Here is a 16,241-nt window from a genome sequence, read left to right on the forward strand (position 1 = left end):
TATTGCCGAGGAGAACTCGAATTCACTCATCTTTCTAAATGCTGTTTTCTCACTTTTTCAGCAAGCCCTAATTAAAAACCCGGTTTCTCCGAGAAACCGGGTTTTTAATCAACAGTGTTTATCCGTTTGTAGAGTGCATTAATGGCTTAATGCGAATTCGGGCAATTTCGGCTCAGATGAACCATCGGGTACTACCTTAACCTGACCGTTTTCATCCACATCAACGATCGCCTTTTGGCCGTCTTTCAGCTTCCCAGACAGCATTTCCTCAGCCAGTACATCTTCCAACAACCGCATGATTGCGCGGCGCAAAGGTCGAGCACCGTAGCTGGGATTGTAGCCTTCTGTAACTAACAAGTCCTTGAACCGGTCTGTCACCGACAAAGTAATACCCTGTTCGGTTAAGCGGCTGAAGACTTGCTGCAACATAATGTCCGCAATCTGCTTCACTTCTTCCCTGTTCAACTGGCGGAAGACGATAATCTCATCCAAGCGGTTGATAAATTCGGGACGGAAAAACTGTTTCAGTTCTTCGTTTACCAAACTGCGAACGCGGTTGTACTGAACGTCTGTGGCACTGTCAGCAAACTCGAAACCGAGACCGCCGCCACCTTTTTCAATCACTCGCGAACCGATGTTTGAGGTCATGATCAGTAGTGTATTCTTAAAGTCTACTGTCCGACCTTTAGCATCAGTTAAGCGGCCGTCTTCCAAGATTTGCAGCATCATGTTGAAGACATCAGGGTGAGCTTTTTCGATTTCGTCGAACAAGATGACTGTGTAAGGACGGCGCCGGACTGCTTCTGTTAGTTGACCACCTTCATCGTACCCAACGTAACCCGGAGGCGAACCGATGAGTTTGGAAACCGTGTGGCGTTCCATGAATTCGGACATATCTAACCGAATCATGGCTTCTTCGGAACCGAAGAAATAAGTTGCTAGGGCTTTTGTAAGTTCGGTTTTGCCGACGCCTGTGGGGCCGGAAAAGATGAAACTGGCGATCGGGCGATTGGGATTTTTCAAGCCTACCCGCGCGCGGCGGATAGCGCGAGAAACTGCGCTGACAGCTTCTTCTTGACCAATCAAACGCTGGTGCAAAGTATCTTCCATGTGCAGCAGCAATTCCGATTCGGATTCTGTCAGCTTGCTGACTGGTACTCCCGTCCAATTAGCCACGATGTGGGCGATGTCTTCTTCGGTGACGATGGGAGAAGTTTTGACTTGGCTTTTGTTGATCGTAGCTGCGGCGATTTCGGCTTCAATTTCTAATTCGCGATCGCGCAATTTTCCAGCTTTGTCGAAGTCTTGCTCGCGCACTGCTGCATCTTTTTCTTTTGTTACTGCAGGCAGTTGCTTTTTGAGTTCTTTAACTTCGGGCGGGGTTTGTGAATTCATCACGCGGACGCGGGAACCTGCTTCGTCAATTAAGTCGATCGCCTTGTCTGGCAAAAACCGATCGTTAATGTATCTGTCTGACAGTGTAGCGGCTGCTTCTAAAGCTGCGTCGGAAATTGTCAGTCTGTGATGCTGTTCATAAGCCGATCGCAACCCGTACAATATTTCTATTGTTTCAGCCACGCTTGGTTCACCGACTTTGATCGGTTGGAAGCGGCGTTCTAAGGCAGCGTCGCGCTCGATGTGCTTGCGATATTCGTCCAAGGTAGTTGCGCCGACACACTGCAATTCGCCTCTAGCAAGGGCGGGTTTGAGCATATTGGAGGCGTCCATGCTACCTTGAATTGCGCCTGCACCGACTAAGGTGTGAATTTCATCAATTACCAGAATGATGTTGCCGGCAGCACGAATTTCGGCCATGATTTTCGTCAGCCGTTCTTCAAATTCGCCTCGGAACTTTGTACCAGCAATCAGCGAACCCATATCGAGGCTGATTACTTGTTTGTCTTCTAAAATTTCCGGGACGTTTCTGTTAACAATTCGCTGGGCTAAGCCTTCGGCGAGGGCTGTTTTGCCGACTCCCGGTTCGCCTACTAACACTGGATTGTTCTTCGTGCGGCGGCCGAGCACTTGGATCACGCGCTCGATTTCATTTTCGCGGCCCACTACGGGATCGAGTTTGCCGGCTGCGGCTAACTTGGTCAGGTTTGTGCCAAATTCTTCTAAAGTCGGGATTTTGCGATCGCCGCTATCTCCTCTGCCTCCGGGTACCGCCGCGACTTCTCCCACGGCACGAATTACCTGGGTGCGGACTCTCTGGCGATCGATCCCCAAGTTTTGCAGCACCTTCGCCGCCACCCCTTCATCGTCCTGAATCAGCCCTAGCAGGATGTGCTCGGTGCCGATGTAATTGTGGCCTAACTGCCGCGCTTCGTTAAGCGCCGTCTCAAAAATGCGCTTAACGCGGGGCGTAAAAGGAATTTCTGGCGGGAGGAACCCAGAACCTCTACCGATGATATTTTCGATTTCATTGCGCGCCTCTTTCAAGTTGAGGCCCATATCCAGTAATACTTTTGCAGCGATGCCAGTGCCTTCGCCGACGAGTCCCAGAAGAATTTGCTCGGTGCCTACAAAATTGTGACCGAGGCGCCGCGCTTCCTCTTGGGCTAGCATGATTGCTTTAATGGCTTGTTCTGTAAAGCGTTCAAACATATTTTTTCTATCCTACTGTCTTGGCGAGGGCTGTATCGCTGCTGGTGAGGAGCGATTTGGAACATTACACAAATTATAGATGTAAATTTTTGTGTATTTCCTTCTCTAACAATGTATCTTGCTAAGGGAGGAGGGACAGTGGGGAGACCCGAATAGTAGGGGTGTGGTTGCCGTCAATAATCATGCTATCTGCTGTGCCTCAATCTACTTTCCCACGGCCACCCTGTCAAGCATTCTCTCAAAGAAAGCAAGCGAAACTGCTTCGAGTACGAGCGAGAAATGCTTTTGTTTGCAATGACGCGCTGCGATGCAGAGTATTTCGCCCCAAAGCAATTTTATTTTAACAGGTTAAAGGTATTGTGGGATCTCCGGCTCGCAATGGCAAAATTGGCGGCGTTTTTCAGTTGCTATTATTTACATACTTGCCGGAGAAATTACCCGGAGTTGAGCCGACAGTTTTTTTGTGCTTTTGGGTTTTTTAAGCCTGACAATTTTATCCTCTTTTAAAGCAAATTTATGGTGCGTGACTGCGAATAGATTCGAGCAGGTGCACAAGGTTTCAATCGTCACCCACCATAACTCGATATACCCAACGTAGGGTGCGTGACTTTAAATAGATTCGAGCAAGTGCAGAATGCCTAAATAGTCACGCACCATAACTCTATCTGCACCTGTGGCTCGCATACTTGCCGGAGAAATCAGGAAACCTTGTGAAATGTACTTTTTTTGTACTTTGGCATTTTTAATTATTACAACTTGCTACTTTTAAAGCCACCGTGAAAGCAACTGTTCAATTACTTCCACAAAGCCGATCGCAATTTGAATCAACGGCCAACCCACAAAACAAATTAACACCGCCCAGCGAGTTTTAATATCCAAACCTTGGCGAACCGCCACAATTACAGCTAGCAAACTCCACACAGCTAATATGCGCTCTATTCCTTCTCCCAGCAAGGGAATTAAGGTTAAGAAATTCAGCGCTTGGGGGGCGTAGGCAAAGCCGATCGGAACCAACAACTCCCTATAAGTTACGTGACCCGGTTTCAGCCACTCCCCGATTTTAAAGATAGTGAAAGTCCAAAAATAATAACCCCCCGCGACGGCCAAACCCTCTATCAAAAGTCCTAGAAATAATACTGATAGCTCAGTTCGGTTGATTAACAAGATGACAGCACTGCCTAACACGCGGGACAGCGCAGCTAAAATTACAATTGTTAAAGCTATTCGCTTAGTTCGGCCAGTGTAGGGAGTTTTTTCGTAAAAATTGCCGTTCAAAGAAAGTGCGTTCCAAAGCGTTGCGCCCAAACCTGCAATTGAATCTTCTCCCTTCACGTTAAACTCCTGCTCCTCAAGATAGTTGACAACTTTTACAAAATAAGCTCTAATACAGCAGAATCACCGAACTATTTCTACGTAATTAGCTAATTAATTGGCATTCTACCAGATTTTATTAAATGCTAAGATTGATTTTACGGATACTTGCGTGGCTGCGGGGGCGAAGTTTAAATTTGTTGCTCATCGCAGGTGTAATCCTAATAATTTGGGGAATTCTTTCGCCGGTGGGGACTGTTATATGGTGGCTGAATCAAAGTGCCGAAACGTTTGGTATTAAGAAAAATCCGCCGGAGATATTGCCCTCTAACAAGGGCAATCTAGAAGCGCGTAAGTCTTCGCCACTCAATTGTTATATCATCTTTTTAACGGGAGTTGGCGATTTTTCGGGGGACGAATTAACCCCGGGCGAAGAGTTGTTTCTCAAGCGTTTAGTTAAAAGTCACCCGCAGTGCGTAGCAGTGGGCGATGTTTTTCCTTACTCAGCGTCTAACAAAAGTTTAGGAGGAGAGCGATGGCTAGCTCCTTTTTGGCGGTTTGCAGAACAGGCAAAAAAAGGACCGATTGCGGGGGATATATTCATTAAAATTCGCAATCTCTGGAGGTTTGCAATTTCTCTAGATTATCGCTACGGCTTTGCATACAATCAGGGAATAGCTAATGCAATTATCGAGCGCATGAATGCTCAATCTCCCATTTCAGTTAATTCTCAACAACCTTTGAAAGTTATTTTAATTGGCACTAGCGGCGGCGCACAAGTGGCTTTGGGTGCTACTCGCTATCTTAAAGAATGGCTGAAGGCAGAAATTACGGTTGTTTCGGTTGGGGGCGTGTTTTCGGGGGAAAATGGTTTTGCAGAAGCCGATCGCGTTTTCCATTTTCGTGGCACTCGCGATTCAATTGAGGATATTGGCGGCATAGTTTTTCCGAGTCGCTGGTACTGGTACGCGACTTCTCCTTTCAATCAAGCTCGTTTGCAAGGCCGCTATGCAGAAGCTTTGAGCGGTCCTCACAAGCACGACGGCGATGAGGGATATTTTGGGGAAAATCTGGCGACGGAGGGTAAACAGTATGTAGATATAACGCTGGACAAGATTAATCAATTGCCTGTTTGGCATGAGGGCGCGTCCGATTGATGAGTTATTGCATATTCGATAGTCATTAGTTATTAATTGTGTCATTGTTGGTTGGGCGTCGCTTGAAGCTTGGCATTGTTGCCTTCCAGTCTCTACCTCCAATTCCCGATGCCCGATGCCCAATTCCCTATTCCCTATTCCCAATTCCCTATTATCAATGTCTCGACCAACATTATATATTGCCATCACAAATCACGGATTCGGCCACGCTGTCCGAGTCTCGTCCGTAGCTGCAAAAATTCAAGAATTAAATCCAGATATTTTACTAATTATCACAACAACAGCACCTCGCTGGCTGCTAGAATCTTATATTGGTGGCGACTTTATCCACCGTCCCCGCGCTTTTGATGTCGGAGTCGTGCAAGCTGACAGTTTGAATATGGATAAAGACGCGACGCTGGAAAAATTGCGGGAAATTCGGAAAAAGCAAAATTCCCTAATTGCCAGCGAAGTTAATTTTATCAAGCAAAATCGGGTGGGTTTGGTGCTGGCAGATATTCCTCCTTTGGCAACGCGAATGGCGGCAGCGGCTGGGGTTCCTTGCTGGATGATGAGCAATTTTGGGTGGGATTTTATCTATCGAGATTGGGGCGGGGAATTTGTAGAAATTGCAGATTGGATTGGTGAGTGTTTCGGAATGTGCGATCGGCTTTTTCGTCTTCCTTTGCACGAACCGATGGCAGCTTTCCCAAATATTCAAGATGTGGGCTTGACTGGCGGCAATCCTCGCTACAGTAACGAAAAAATTCGGGAAGTATTCGACATCGAAACACCACTGGAAAAAACTGTATTGTTAACTTTCGGCGGACTGGGTTTAGAGGAAATTCCTTATCAAAATTTACAGCAATTTAGCGACTGGCAATTTATTACTTTTGATGCGGGAGCTCCCGATTTGCCGAATTTGATTAATGTCAAAAATCAGGAGTTTGCACAATCTTTCCCGATTTTACCGCGTCCGGTCGATATTATGCCTGTCTGCGGGCGCTTAGTTTCTAAACCGGGATACAGCACTTTTGCGGAAGCTTTGCGCTTGGAAATACCTGTTGTTTCTATAATGAGAGAAGGGTTTGCAGAAGCTGCGGTGTTGCTGGAAGGGATTCAAAATTATGCGGAACATCAAATTTTGACGGCGGCGGAGTTTTTTGAGGGGGATTGGGAGTTTTTGCGAAAACCGCTGCATCCGCCCCGTTTGTCGGGTAAATTGGATAAAAATGGTACCGAGGCGATCGCCCAAGCTGTTGTAGACTACTTTTCATAAGTGCGATTAGAAATCGATCTTACACAAACAAAGTCTACCTCCGCCGACAGAAGACTTTTGCATCAGTTTCATCCAAAATCTCAAATCTAAAATCGAATGAATCACTATCAACAGATACTCAAGATTCAAACTACAGGGAAATCTTTGGGCAAAATCACTCCTAAGATAGAAGATGTGGTGGCGAATTCAGGTATTAAAACGGGACTTTGTAGTTTATTTCTGCGCCATACTTCTGCTAGTTTGGTGATTCAAGAAAATGCTGACCCGGATGTACTTAAGGATTTGGCTAACTTTTTGGCTAAACTGGTACCGGAGGGCGATCGCTACATTCACGATGCGGAAGGCCCAGACGATATGCCGGCGCATATTCGCACTGCGCTGACTCATACTTCTGAACAAATCCCGATCGATCGCGGCAGGTTGCTGTTAGGAACTTGGCAGGGAATTTACCTGTGGGAACACCGCCAGCGGGGCCACATTCGCGAATTAGTTGTTCACGTCAGCGGCACTTGATCGGAATTTGTACCTCGCTGATTTTAGTTGTTTCCGGCGTCATCGGGGAATTGTAAAAAAAGCGGCGCGGCGGGCCGACTATTTCGTATTCAGGATGTTCTTGAAGCCAATCTTGGAGTTTCTGGAGGTTATTTTCGTAGCTTTCCCAAGTGTAGGCCCCGCCCACGCCGATGCTGACAACCATCATCGGAGAAGTATCTGTGACTTCTACAGCGGAGTTAACGCTGCTGGGGGCGATATTTGGTTCGGGATAGAGGAACGAAACTTTTGCTTGGGGAACCGCATCGATTTGCGCGGAATTTTCCGTGTAGCGTGCTTCTACTGGCGTTGTCATCGCAATTTGGTTGTTGCTGATGTGTTGAAATAAGGGATTGAAGGCGATGCCAGTTGCTTGTCGCAAATCGCCAGCGTGGGTGTAGGTGACAGCGCGGTACTGAGGATATTGCTTAACTTCTATGACCCCAATCTGTGCGGGTTCAGGGAATCCAGTAGGTAATACCATTTGAGATTTAAAAGTTGAGATTTTACATTGAAGAATGGGGAAAACTGACTCCGCAAGGGTTTGGAACTTGCTTGCAGTTGCATGGTTTTTGGCAACTGGTATAAATAGGCTGAGATTGTTTGCAGACAATCGTTCAGGTGGCACAATTAGTTTAGCAGTTATTTAAGGCGCTGCTAACTGTCGATCGCCTAGAATTAGTTTAGAGATTATTAATTAACCTCGTAATAATACGGACGGCACTGAGTAAGCAGAGAAACATTAATCTAGTTGTGCTTGAAAAATTAGCGTTTTTCAGGCGTTTGCTATTTGTGTCGGAAAATATTCGGCTGTTGGGGCCATCGAGCTGTGCGTTCTCAGTTATTGCCACGCTTATCGCGTTCAGTAACGCCTGTCAATTATACTGCTTTCAGGGAATGATGTATGAAAAAGATTCTAGTGATTGAGGACGAGCAAGTAATTCGGGAGAATATTCTCAAACTCCTCAAAGCTGAAGGTTTCGACGTGACGGGTGCAGAAAATGGATCGCAAGGTTTATATGCGGCGGTGTCAAATGTTCCCGACGTGATTATTTGCGACGTGATGATGCCAGAACTTGACGGATATGGGGTGCTGGTGGCCTTGCGATCGAATCCTGTTACTGCTACAGTACCTTTTGTTTTTCTGACAGGTAAAGCCGATCGCTCTGAAATGCGGCAAGGTATGGAATTGGGAGCAGATGATTACCTGACTAAACCTTTTAGTAAAGCTGAACTTGTGGGCGCGATCTCGAGCCGCTTGAAAAAACAAGAAGCTGTCGCCGAACAGTACAGTATTTTGCAATCGCAAGCCAGCGAATTTATCCAAAATACAGCAGACAAATTAGAGCAGATAAAAACCAGTTTGTGCAACGCACTGGAACGAGAAGAATTCCAAGTTTACTATCAGCCGCAAGTCAATGTCCAGACAGGTAAAATTATGAGCGCAGAAGCTTTAGTGCGCTGGGTACATCCAGAAAAAGGGCTAATTTCACCCGCAGAATTTATTCCCCATGCCGAAGAAACTGGCTTCATTGTACAGTTAGGGGAGTGGGTTTTGCAGACAGCTTGCAAGCAAATGCAAGTTTGGCAAAATGCTGGTTTTTCGCTCCGAATAGCTGTGAATCTGTCGCCGCGCCAATTTCACCAACCGGATCTCAGCAGCAGAGTTGCCCAAATTCTAGCAGAAACTGGTTTGAAAGCGAGCAGTTTGGAATTAGAGCTGACAGAAAGTTTGATGGTAGAAGATGCCGAAAGTGCGATCGCGACTTTGCAACACTTGAAAAATTTGGGAGTTTGTATATCTCTTGACGATTTCGGAACTGGGTATTCTTCTTTAAGCTATCTGACGCAATACCCCTTCGATACTTTAAAAATAGACCGCTGTTTTATCAGCAATATCACCGATGGTTGCACAAATGCAGCGATTGTGAAAGCTATTATTGAAATGGCGCACAGTCTCTGTCTTGAGGTAATTGCCGAAGGAGTTGAGACAGAAGCAGAAAAAGATTTTCTATGGCGTTATAAGTGCGATATAATGCAAGGATATTTGTTTAGCCCTCCTTTGGCAGCAGCGGATTTTGAACAGTTGTTGGTGGCAGGAAAATAGAATATCTATTCAGTCAATATTGATGGGATAATTAAGTGCAATCGGGGTGTAAGATGGCTTGAGAATCCCGCATTAACGTTGACTTCCTCAAATCAATAAATAAAAAAATAAAGAGGTTGACCTAGCAGTTAAACCAGCTCTAGTGATAGTTTTTTGAGCTATTATTTCAAAGTTTTTTGTCATTCTCAACGCTGGAGAACGCGGCGTTATGATGCAGTTTGGTAAAGTACAAGCACAGGTACTCGGAGAAGGAACTCACGCGGAGGGGATGATCTCACTTTTGAAATGGCTATTATCTGAGTAGAGGTAGAAAAAAGATAAGCTGTTAAAAAAAATGTATACTATCGCAAATTTACAAACTTAATACGGCAACTAAAGTCTCATAAATGTTAGGAGTTATCCTAAATTTGTAAAATTCAAGAAACCTACATTCATTTTAGGGAAATGTTTTTCTATAAGGCTGATTAACTTGCTGTCTACCCTACAACTCCCTAGTAAAAAAAACGTCAATGGGCTGAACAGGCAGAGCAACGAACAGTCAGGTTCGTCGAGGATTTACGAGCCGCGGGGATTGACTTTTAACAACTATGAGACAACCTTAATGAAAAGTTAAACCAACCTTATCTTGGTCTTGATGCAGGTTTAGTATGCTTTGTTTAATTCACCGGAAAAGCTGATGCAACTATCACGACGAAAGTTTTTTACCTTGGCAGGAGCAAGCGCTGCTGGCACTTTGATGATGTCTCCTCTAGAAGCGCTTTATGCCAGAAAGGCCAATGGTCAATCAGTATTTGGGGGAGGGTATGGCCCTCTCATAGCCGATCCGAATGGATTGTTAGATTTACCCCGTGGGTTTCAGTATCGGGCTTTTTCACGAACGGGCGAAATGATGAGCGACGGTTCCCCTGTGCCCGGTGGTCACGATGGCATGGCGGCTTTCCCAGGTCCCCAAAACACGGTGATTTTAGTTCGCAATCACGAATTGAGTCCGAATTCTACAACACAAGTTGTGGGCCCCAATCCTTACGATCCTCTTTGCAAAGGCGGGACAACCACACTACAGGTTGGCCCCAATCGTCAGCTCGTCAACCACTACACTTCGCTTAGTGGCACCTATCGAAATTGTGCGGGCGGCCCGACTCCCTGGGGTTCTTGGATTACTTCCGAGGAGAATACCTCGACTGTGGCGACTAATAGAGCACCGGGCCATGCGACAAATGTCTCCAAATCTCACGGCTACAACTTTGAAGTTCCGGCTCTCGCAACGGTTCCTGTGAATCCCGTACCTTTAGTTGCAATGGGACGGTTTAACCATGAAGCGGTGGCGATCGACCCCAAAACCGGAATTGTGTACGAGACTGAAGACCAAAGAGATGGCCTTTTGTATCGCTTTATCCCCAATGAAGTGAAGAATTTAAGCGCCGGGGGCACTCTGCAAGCGCTGAAGATTAAGAATATGCCTCAGGCAAAGACTTTTGCCGGCTTTCCCAAGCGCAAACCGATGCCGGTGGAATGGGTGACAATTGACAATCCTGACCCTGCTACGGATACGGTACGGGTCGAAGGTTTCGGTAAAGGTGCTGCCCAGTTTACTCGTGGGGAAGGCATCTGGTACGGCAATCGTGAAGTTTACTTCTGTTGTTCCGACGGTGGCTCTGTTGATGCTAATGGCAGACCGAACGGATTTGGTCAGGTTTGGCGGTATCTTCCCGATCAAGATGCGATCGAACTTTTTGTTGAGGCTAAATCGGCTGAGGAACTCGATGGTCCTGACAACATTGTTGTGGCACCTTATGGTGATCTGATCATTTGCGAAGATGGCGATGATGAGCAGTTCGTGGTGGGTGTAACTCCCAACGGGGAACTGTATCGTCTGGCAAAAAATGCTATCAACGATAGCGAGTTTGCCGGAGCCTGCTTCTCGCCGGATGGTAATACTATGTTCGTTAATATCCAAACCCCAGGCATCACGTTTGCCATTTGGGGTCCTTGGAAGTCTCAACGAGGAGCATAACATTACTGTCTTGTAGTGCGAGCATTTTATTTGCCTGTAAAACGCTCTTATGTTCGCACTATGCAGAATATGGTGAATCACGCCGGATTGTGACAACATCCGGTGTGGGTTCTCTATAAGATTAGAAAGAAAAGGATGGGAGTTTGAAGATTAGTGCAATATGTCAGCCAGTCGAAACGAGTGTTTTATTCTTTGGTAATGCTGTCGATCGCCTTTGCCGTTGACCTATGTCAATCTAGTGGTTCAGTCGCTCAAACACCGGTTGATTACGTTTGCTATATACAGACGAGTGATGGTCGAACGATCGACTTAGGTAAGCTTTGTGGACGTAGTAGCAGTGGTCGCCCGATCGCTTTACAGCCAAATGATCAGGCTTTTATTAATAATTACCAACAATCGTTGAGCAAACGGCTCAAGTCATCCTCATCCGATGCCGTGTCTCGCCTTCAGCGAAATCCCCAAGCTGCTATCGAACGTGCGCGCAGGATATGTAATGCGCTCAGTGGGGGAATGTCGATCGACTTGCTGCAACCTCAAGGCAATGCTGAAGTTGATGCGCTTAACGCTCTGGCTCCTAAATATTACTGCCCTGAGTTTCACGACTGAGCAAGGAAGTCTGTGTGGAGCGATCGCCTCGCCTCTGCCATTACTGGCCGTTCAGGAGTAGGAAAAGTGGCTCAGATTGCCTCTGTGAGGTCAGTTTGCCAGTCACAAAAAGCAAGGAAGTAACTAGATTTTGAAGGGCTTTAAGGAAGTCTGGTTTAAAAAAATCCGAGGCTGGTTGCTTCTGGCAATTGGATGCAGCGTATTCCAGGTGTACTTCATAAACCTGGAATACGCTGTATTTTAAGGTTTTCGATACTCCCGATTTTTTTTCGGGTAAGCAGTCGGTTAACCTCTGCTTTGTTTTATCGGCGACCCTTGTCAATTCAAGGTATAATACAAAATATAAACCATGAATAAATCGACGTTTTTAAATCAGTCACATCGGCTAAAATAAGAATTATAGGAAAAATTTTCCTATAATTTATGTTGATTTATTTATTGGTATATCGTTAGTTTTAAAACTGAAATGGTAGCTGAACCCGAGGTTAATTGTCAGCGTTTAAGAGCAAAGTTTCCGAAAAAAATATTGAATCGCGGATTAAATTTTCCCTATGTTACTGTGTGGCAGTAGCCGCCAAAATCATCTATTTGTTGGTTGGCAGCGCTTAAATACACAGTTTTTGGTCATAACAGTGAACTACTTATTACTATCATTTCTCAGCTTTTTTGTGGGCATTCTGGTTGGTTTGACCGGAGTCGGCGGAGCCTCGCTCATCACCCCAATGTTAATTTTTGTCTTCCAGGTTCCGGCATCAATTGCTATTAGTTCGGATGTCGTAGCGGCCACACTGATGAAAGTTGTTGGCGGCTTCAAACACTGGCAGCCAAAAACCCTCGACTTGCAAGTAGTTAAGTGGCTGGCTTTGGGGAGCGTGCCCGGTTCGCTGAGTGGCGTGTGGATTTTACACTGCATCAAATCCAGCGGAAATCAGGACTTAGACAGCATATTGCTGCGCTTTCTCGGAGTAGCGATCGCCCTAATTGTCGCTTTATCGCTGACGCAATTACTGCTGAAAACATTTTTCCCTAATTTTAAATTACCTTCGCCGCCAGAATGGGAATTAAATACAAATTATGGCCGTATTTGTACTGTGAGTGCGGCAGCAATATTAGGCTGCATAGTGGGAATCACTAGCGTGTCTTCGGGCGCGATGTTTGCACTGTTGCTGATTGCTTTTTTCCGCCTGGATACTTCTAAATTGGTGGGTACAGATATTTCGCAGCCGGCAATTTTGTTGATGTTTACATCTCTGGGACACCTCAGCCTCGGAACAGTAAACTGGAGTTTAGTTTTGCCAATTTGGTTGGGTTCGGTGCCGGGAGTTTTGGTAGGGGCTAAATTCTGCCAAGTTATGCCTCAACGCCCGCTAAAGTTTGTGATTTACGGAAGGTTGGCGATGGCTAGTTGGAAGTTGTATCACGTCTGAAAAGTAGGGGTAGTGCCAAGAATACCTACCCCAAATTTGTAGGTTTGGCAACCACGGGACGATCGCCTCTACGACAATTCAATAATTGCTGACTAATGCTTCGATTTCGCTGACTCTCGGCAATTCTAAGTCTTTGAACAAGACTGTACTGAGGTAGCGTTCGCCATAAGAAGGCTGCACAAAAACTATCAATTTTCCAGCATTTTCGGGACGCTTGCCGACTTGAATTGCGGCACACAAAGCGGCGCCTGCAGAAATTCCTGACAACAATCCTTCTTCTCTGGCAAGCCGACGGCTGTAAGCGATCGCATCTGCGTCGCTAACTGCGATCACCTCATCAATTAACTCTGGTTTCAACACTTCCGGGATGAATCCTGCGCCAATCCCTTGAATTTTGTGAGCACCAGATTTTCCTCCAGAAAGCACGGGGCTGGTGGCTGGTTCAACTGCGATCGCCTTAAAACTCGGTTTCCGCTGTTTAATTACCTCAGCAACTCCCGTAATCGTACCGCCGGTGCCAACTCCAGCAACTAAAAAATCTACTTTACCCTCTGTATCTTCCCAAATTTCCTCGGCCGTGGTTGCCCGGTGAATTTTTGGATTAGCGGGGTTGCGAAACTGTTGCAGCATGAAAGCATTGGGGGTTTCTTCTACAATTTCTTCCGCACGGGCGATCGCGCTTAACATCCCTTCATGTCCCGGAGTTAATTCCAACCGAGCTCCGTAAGCTTTTAACATCGATCGGCGTTCCGTACTCATCGTATCCGGCATCGTTAAAATCAGACTGTACCCTTTCGCCGCCGCGATCATTGCCAAAGCTATTCCAGTATTGCCTGAAGTCGGTTCAACTAAAATAGTTTTCCCCGGTTGAATTAATCCCGCCTCTTCTGCCGCCTGAATCATGCTCGCCGCAATCCGATCTTTCACCGAAGCAGCCGGATTCATCCCTTCCAATTTGGCCACAATTTGAGCAACTACTCCTTCCGATTGGGGAATTTTATTGAGCTGAACTAAAGGAGTTCTGCCAATTATTCCTGTAACATCCTTAGCAATTCTCATGGCTTAATTTCTCTCCAATTAAATGTAGTACATGGGATGTGCTTGTTTGCGAACATCCCGCTGTTCGCACAAATCTTGTAATGTGTATTTGCCCAAAACCGCCCAAGATGCCTGTCGAGCTTCCTGCCAGATTTCTAGCACCGCACTTTTTTCTATTGTTACAGATTCCGAAACTTTTTGGGTCGGGCCGCTGCCGGATCCTTCGAGTGTCGAAAACACCTCTAGCAAAGTAATCTGCCAAGGCTCTTTCGCCAGCAAATAACCGCCTTTAGCTCCCCGCAAACTCTGGACAATACTTGCAAGCCGCAGCACGGCAAGAATTTGGTCTAGATAGCGTTCCGGTATCTCTTGTGAAGCAGTAATTTCGTTTACTGTTAGGGGCGAATCCTTCGGGTGGTGGCTCGCCAGTTCCAAGAGCGCTAACAGGGCATATTCTACTCTAGAAGATAGTTCCACATTCCCTACTGGCGATCGAGTTTAAATTGTACATTATATAATAGTACATAATTCCGGTAGATATACAGGTGTTAGTATATTTTTATTACAAAAACGGTTGGAGAAATCCCGTGAGCAACGTAAATGTAGGTTTAAGCTGTCGGCACTGTCGGTATTACGAGCAGCACGGGCACAGGGGCGGAAACTGCCTGATGCTCGGCGTGGGGGTACAGGGTGGGTGGAAAGCTTGCTCCTTCTTGGTTCCACCCTTTGCACCGTCTTGGGAACACCCCGAAGCGGGTAGATCCCCAAAGTCTCAAATGTTGCAGGGAGCGAGTATTTTAGAGGCAATACCCCCGCCTTAAAGTAACTGCTAAGTAGGTAGGCGGATATATGCTGTCTCATCGTTAAGTTTATTCATACTCGCCTACTTAACGGCAGTCAACAGGTGCGAGATATCGCATCTGTTGGCAGTGAGAAGAAAGAAATCAGGAGAAACAGAAAAGCAAGTGCGATCGTCGCACTTGCCTTTAAACTTATTGACGATTCGAGGAGAAAATTTAACGCACATTCGATACAAATTATTTGTTGTCTAGAGAACTGTGAATTTGCTCGAATATCGCCTTGTCACCGAAGAAATTCTTTTGCCCCGCATTCCTATCATCTACATCGCCGCTCGTAAACTATTAACAGTTAATAACCTTTTATATTTCGTAGTGCCACACCTCGGAAGGTTGTAGAATAATCTGGTGGAGCGGCAGACGATCAATCAAGCCTTGCTGCTCAAAATGACCGAGGGTACGAGTGACAGTTACGCGACTTGTACCGATAATTTCTGCAATGTCCTGATGCGTTAAAATCATATCGATTAAATGTCCTTGCTCTACCTCAGAACCAAACCTCTTAGCCAGCCAGGTTAATAGTTGATAGAGCATAAAATCAACTCTTTTGTAACCTCGCATTACCATAAATTCTTCAGCCTGCTGAATGTGATTGAGCAAAATATCTCTATTTAGCCAGCGATCGCCACATAGTAAAATTGCCTCGACTTTAGTGAGGCATTCCATTTGAAAAGGATCGCATTTTGATATCGGTTTGCCGATCGTATCACCAGGCCCCCACAATCCCAAGGTGATAATTGTGCCATCTTCAAGCCACGTTACAGTTCGCACTACTCCAGTTTCAATTCGCCACAGAGCATTGCTTCTGTTGGGCAAGTGCGAGCGACGAGAAAATATATGTCTGCTCGTTTCATCAAAAGTTTTAGTGGAAATAGAAGCAATAGTCATAGCCAGTTACTGAAAGAATAAAAGTTAGTTTGTCCAATGACAGCAGGATAGTGTGGCTGGCAAAAATCTATATAAATTAAATCTTTACTAGATTCCTGCACCGTCTAAAAACTGTGTAATGAATAAATCAGAAGACAGGAATAATTCATGTTTTTCGACCTCTGCTTGCTCTGATTGAGTGGTTTTGAGCGGAGATAATTGAGATTTCAAAAAATCAACCTGCTCTTCTAAATCCTTAATTCTATCGAACAAAGCTCGAATCGCTTGAGCTTCCAAATCCGGTAGGGCTTGAGAATTTAGAGGATCTTCCACCTGCTTTTTCCGAGAGATAATGCGGCCGGGAATTCCCACAACTGTGCAATCGCTAGTACAGCATGGCGGAAATAAAGTACCTATTTTATGGGAGACTGGGGCTAAGTGAGATAAATTGCACTCAGAAC

At 45.8% G+C, this 16,241-nt stretch carries 14 protein-coding genes and 1 pseudogene; 8 read left to right on the forward strand and 7 right to left on the reverse strand.

The features are described from left to right. Positions 1 to 138 precede the first annotated feature (138 nt). Both QUA70_RS25830 and QUA70_RS25835 read right to left on the reverse strand, forming a co-directional pair. Positions 139 to 2,607, reverse strand: coding sequence for an ATP-dependent Clp protease ATP-binding subunit (locus QUA70_RS25830; RefSeq protein ID WP_333350712.1), 2,469 nt, complete (start codon positions 2,605 to 2,607; stop codon positions 139 to 141). A gap of 765 nt (positions 2,608 to 3,372) precedes the next feature. Further along, positions 3,373 to 3,939 (reverse strand): hypothetical protein, encoded by a 567-nt coding sequence (locus QUA70_RS25835; RefSeq protein ID WP_333324888.1) that lies wholly within the window; start codon positions 3,937 to 3,939, stop codon positions 3,373 to 3,375. A 122-nt stretch (positions 3,940 to 4,061) separates the two neighbouring features. On the opposite strand from QUA70_RS25835, the gene QUA70_RS25840 reads away from it, so the two are divergent. The 3 genes from QUA70_RS25840 (at position 4,062) to QUA70_RS25850 (ending at position 6,846) form a co-directional block, all read left to right on the forward strand. Beyond that, positions 4,062 to 5,075, forward strand: coding sequence for a hypothetical protein (locus tag QUA70_RS25840; RefSeq protein WP_333324886.1), 1,014 nt, complete (start codon positions 4,062 to 4,064; stop codon positions 5,073 to 5,075). A gap of 157 nt (positions 5,076 to 5,232) precedes the next feature. Next, positions 5,233 to 6,333, forward strand: coding sequence for a glycosyl transferase (locus QUA70_RS25845; RefSeq protein WP_333350710.1), 1,101 nt, complete (start codon positions 5,233 to 5,235; stop codon positions 6,331 to 6,333). A gap of 96 nt (positions 6,334 to 6,429) precedes the next feature. After that, positions 6,430 to 6,846, forward strand: a complete 417-nt coding sequence (locus QUA70_RS25850; RefSeq protein WP_242718954.1) for a secondary thiamine-phosphate synthase enzyme YjbQ — start codon at positions 6,430 to 6,432, stop codon at positions 6,844 to 6,846. Here QUA70_RS25850 and QUA70_RS25855 read toward each other — a convergent pair. Continuing rightward, entirely contained in the window at positions 6,833 to 7,348 is a 516-nt protein-coding gene (locus QUA70_RS25855) for a heme-binding protein (RefSeq protein ID WP_333350708.1), read from the reverse strand. The genes QUA70_RS25850 and QUA70_RS25855 overlap by 14 nt on opposite strands. Positions 7,349 to 7,768: 420 nt before the next feature. Here QUA70_RS25855 and QUA70_RS25860 point away from each other — a divergent pair, with 420 nt between their 5' ends. The 4 genes from QUA70_RS25860 to QUA70_RS25875 all read left to right on the forward strand — a co-directional run bounded on the left by QUA70_RS25860 (position 7,769) and on the right by QUA70_RS25875 (position 13,018). After that, complete coding sequence (locus QUA70_RS25860; protein WP_333350706.1) at positions 7,769 to 8,971, forward strand: EAL domain-containing response regulator; 1,203 nt, start codon at positions 7,769 to 7,771, stop codon at positions 8,969 to 8,971. 676 nt (positions 8,972 to 9,647) lie between these two features. Continuing rightward, complete coding sequence (locus QUA70_RS25865) at positions 9,648 to 10,985, forward strand: alkaline phosphatase PhoX (protein ID WP_333350704.1); 1,338 nt, start codon at positions 9,648 to 9,650, stop codon at positions 10,983 to 10,985. Between the two features lie 153 nt (positions 10,986 to 11,138). Continuing rightward, complete coding sequence (locus tag QUA70_RS25870; RefSeq protein WP_333324876.1) at positions 11,139 to 11,591, forward strand: DUF732 domain-containing protein; 453 nt, start codon at positions 11,139 to 11,141, stop codon at positions 11,589 to 11,591. Between the two features lie 632 nt (positions 11,592 to 12,223). Further along, the gene (locus QUA70_RS25875; protein ID WP_333350703.1) at positions 12,224 to 13,018 is read left to right on the forward strand and encodes a sulfite exporter TauE/SafE family protein; all 795 of its coding nucleotides are present in this window, start codon (positions 12,224 to 12,226) and stop codon (positions 13,016 to 13,018) included. A gap of 78 nt (positions 13,019 to 13,096) precedes the next feature. On the opposite strand, the gene cysK is transcribed toward QUA70_RS25875, so the two are convergent. Next, positions 13,097 to 14,077 carry a cysteine synthase A gene (cysK, locus tag QUA70_RS25880; protein WP_333350701.1) on the reverse strand — a complete coding sequence of 327 codons (981 nt, stop codon included), beginning with the start codon at positions 14,075 to 14,077 and terminating at the stop codon, positions 13,097 to 13,099. Positions 14,078 to 14,095: 18 nt separating this feature from the next. Beyond that, entirely contained in the window at positions 14,096 to 14,533 is a 438-nt protein-coding gene (locus QUA70_RS25885; RefSeq protein WP_333350699.1) for an Rrf2 family transcriptional regulator, read from the reverse strand. 110 nt (positions 14,534 to 14,643) lie between these two features. Between QUA70_RS25885 and QUA70_RS25890 the strand changes: the two genes are divergently transcribed. After that, positions 14,644 to 14,877: a hypothetical protein gene (locus tag QUA70_RS25890; RefSeq protein WP_333350697.1), complete on the forward strand. Its 234-nt coding sequence runs from the start codon at positions 14,644 to 14,646 to the stop codon at positions 14,875 to 14,877. A 339-nt stretch (positions 14,878 to 15,216) separates the two neighbouring features. Here the strand turns inward: QUA70_RS25890 and QUA70_RS25895 are convergent, their stop codons facing one another. Beyond that, complete coding sequence (locus QUA70_RS25895) at positions 15,217 to 15,801, reverse strand: Crp/Fnr family transcriptional regulator (protein ID WP_333350695.1); 585 nt, start codon at positions 15,799 to 15,801, stop codon at positions 15,217 to 15,219. Positions 15,802 to 15,888: 87 nt separating this feature from the next. Beyond that, positions 15,889 to 16,241 (reverse strand): annotated as a pseudogene (locus tag QUA70_RS25900) (hypothetical protein); the annotation flags it as partial.

Origin of the sequence: Microcoleus sp. LAD1_D5, assembly GCF_036702115.1 — a bacterium.
Lineage (GTDB): Bacteria > Cyanobacteriota > Cyanobacteriia > Cyanobacteriales > Microcoleaceae > Microcoleus.

What these genes read in the sequence shown, in the direction of transcription:
- cysK (WP_333350701.1), bottom strand. Translation starts at nt 14,077, where the DNA reads ATGAGAATTGCTAAGGATGTTACAGGAATAATTGGCAGAACTCCTTTA.
- QUA70_RS25845 (WP_333350710.1), top strand. Translation starts at nt 5,233, where the DNA reads ATGTCTCGACCAACATTATATATTGCCATCACAAATCACGGATTCGGC.
- QUA70_RS25860 (WP_333350706.1), top strand. Translation starts at nt 7,769, where the DNA reads ATGAAAAAGATTCTAGTGATTGAGGACGAGCAAGTAATTCGGGAGAAT.
- QUA70_RS25830 (WP_333350712.1), bottom strand. Translation starts at nt 2,607, where the DNA reads ATGTTTGAACGCTTTACAGAACAAGCCATTAAAGCAATCATGCTAGCC.
- QUA70_RS25865 (WP_333350704.1), top strand. Translation starts at nt 9,648, where the DNA reads ATGCAACTATCACGACGAAAGTTTTTTACCTTGGCAGGAGCAAGCGCT.
- QUA70_RS25850 (WP_242718954.1), top strand. Translation starts at nt 6,430, where the DNA reads ATGAATCACTATCAACAGATACTCAAGATTCAAACTACAGGGAAATCT.
- QUA70_RS25855 (WP_333350708.1), bottom strand. Translation starts at nt 7,348, where the DNA reads ATGGTATTACCTACTGGATTCCCTGAACCCGCACAGATTGGGGTCATA.
- QUA70_RS25895 (WP_333350695.1), bottom strand. Translation starts at nt 15,801, where the DNA reads ATGACTATTGCTTCTATTTCCACTAAAACTTTTGATGAAACGAGCAGA.
- QUA70_RS25840 (WP_333324886.1), top strand. Translation starts at nt 4,062, where the DNA reads ATGCTAAGATTGATTTTACGGATACTTGCGTGGCTGCGGGGGCGAAGT.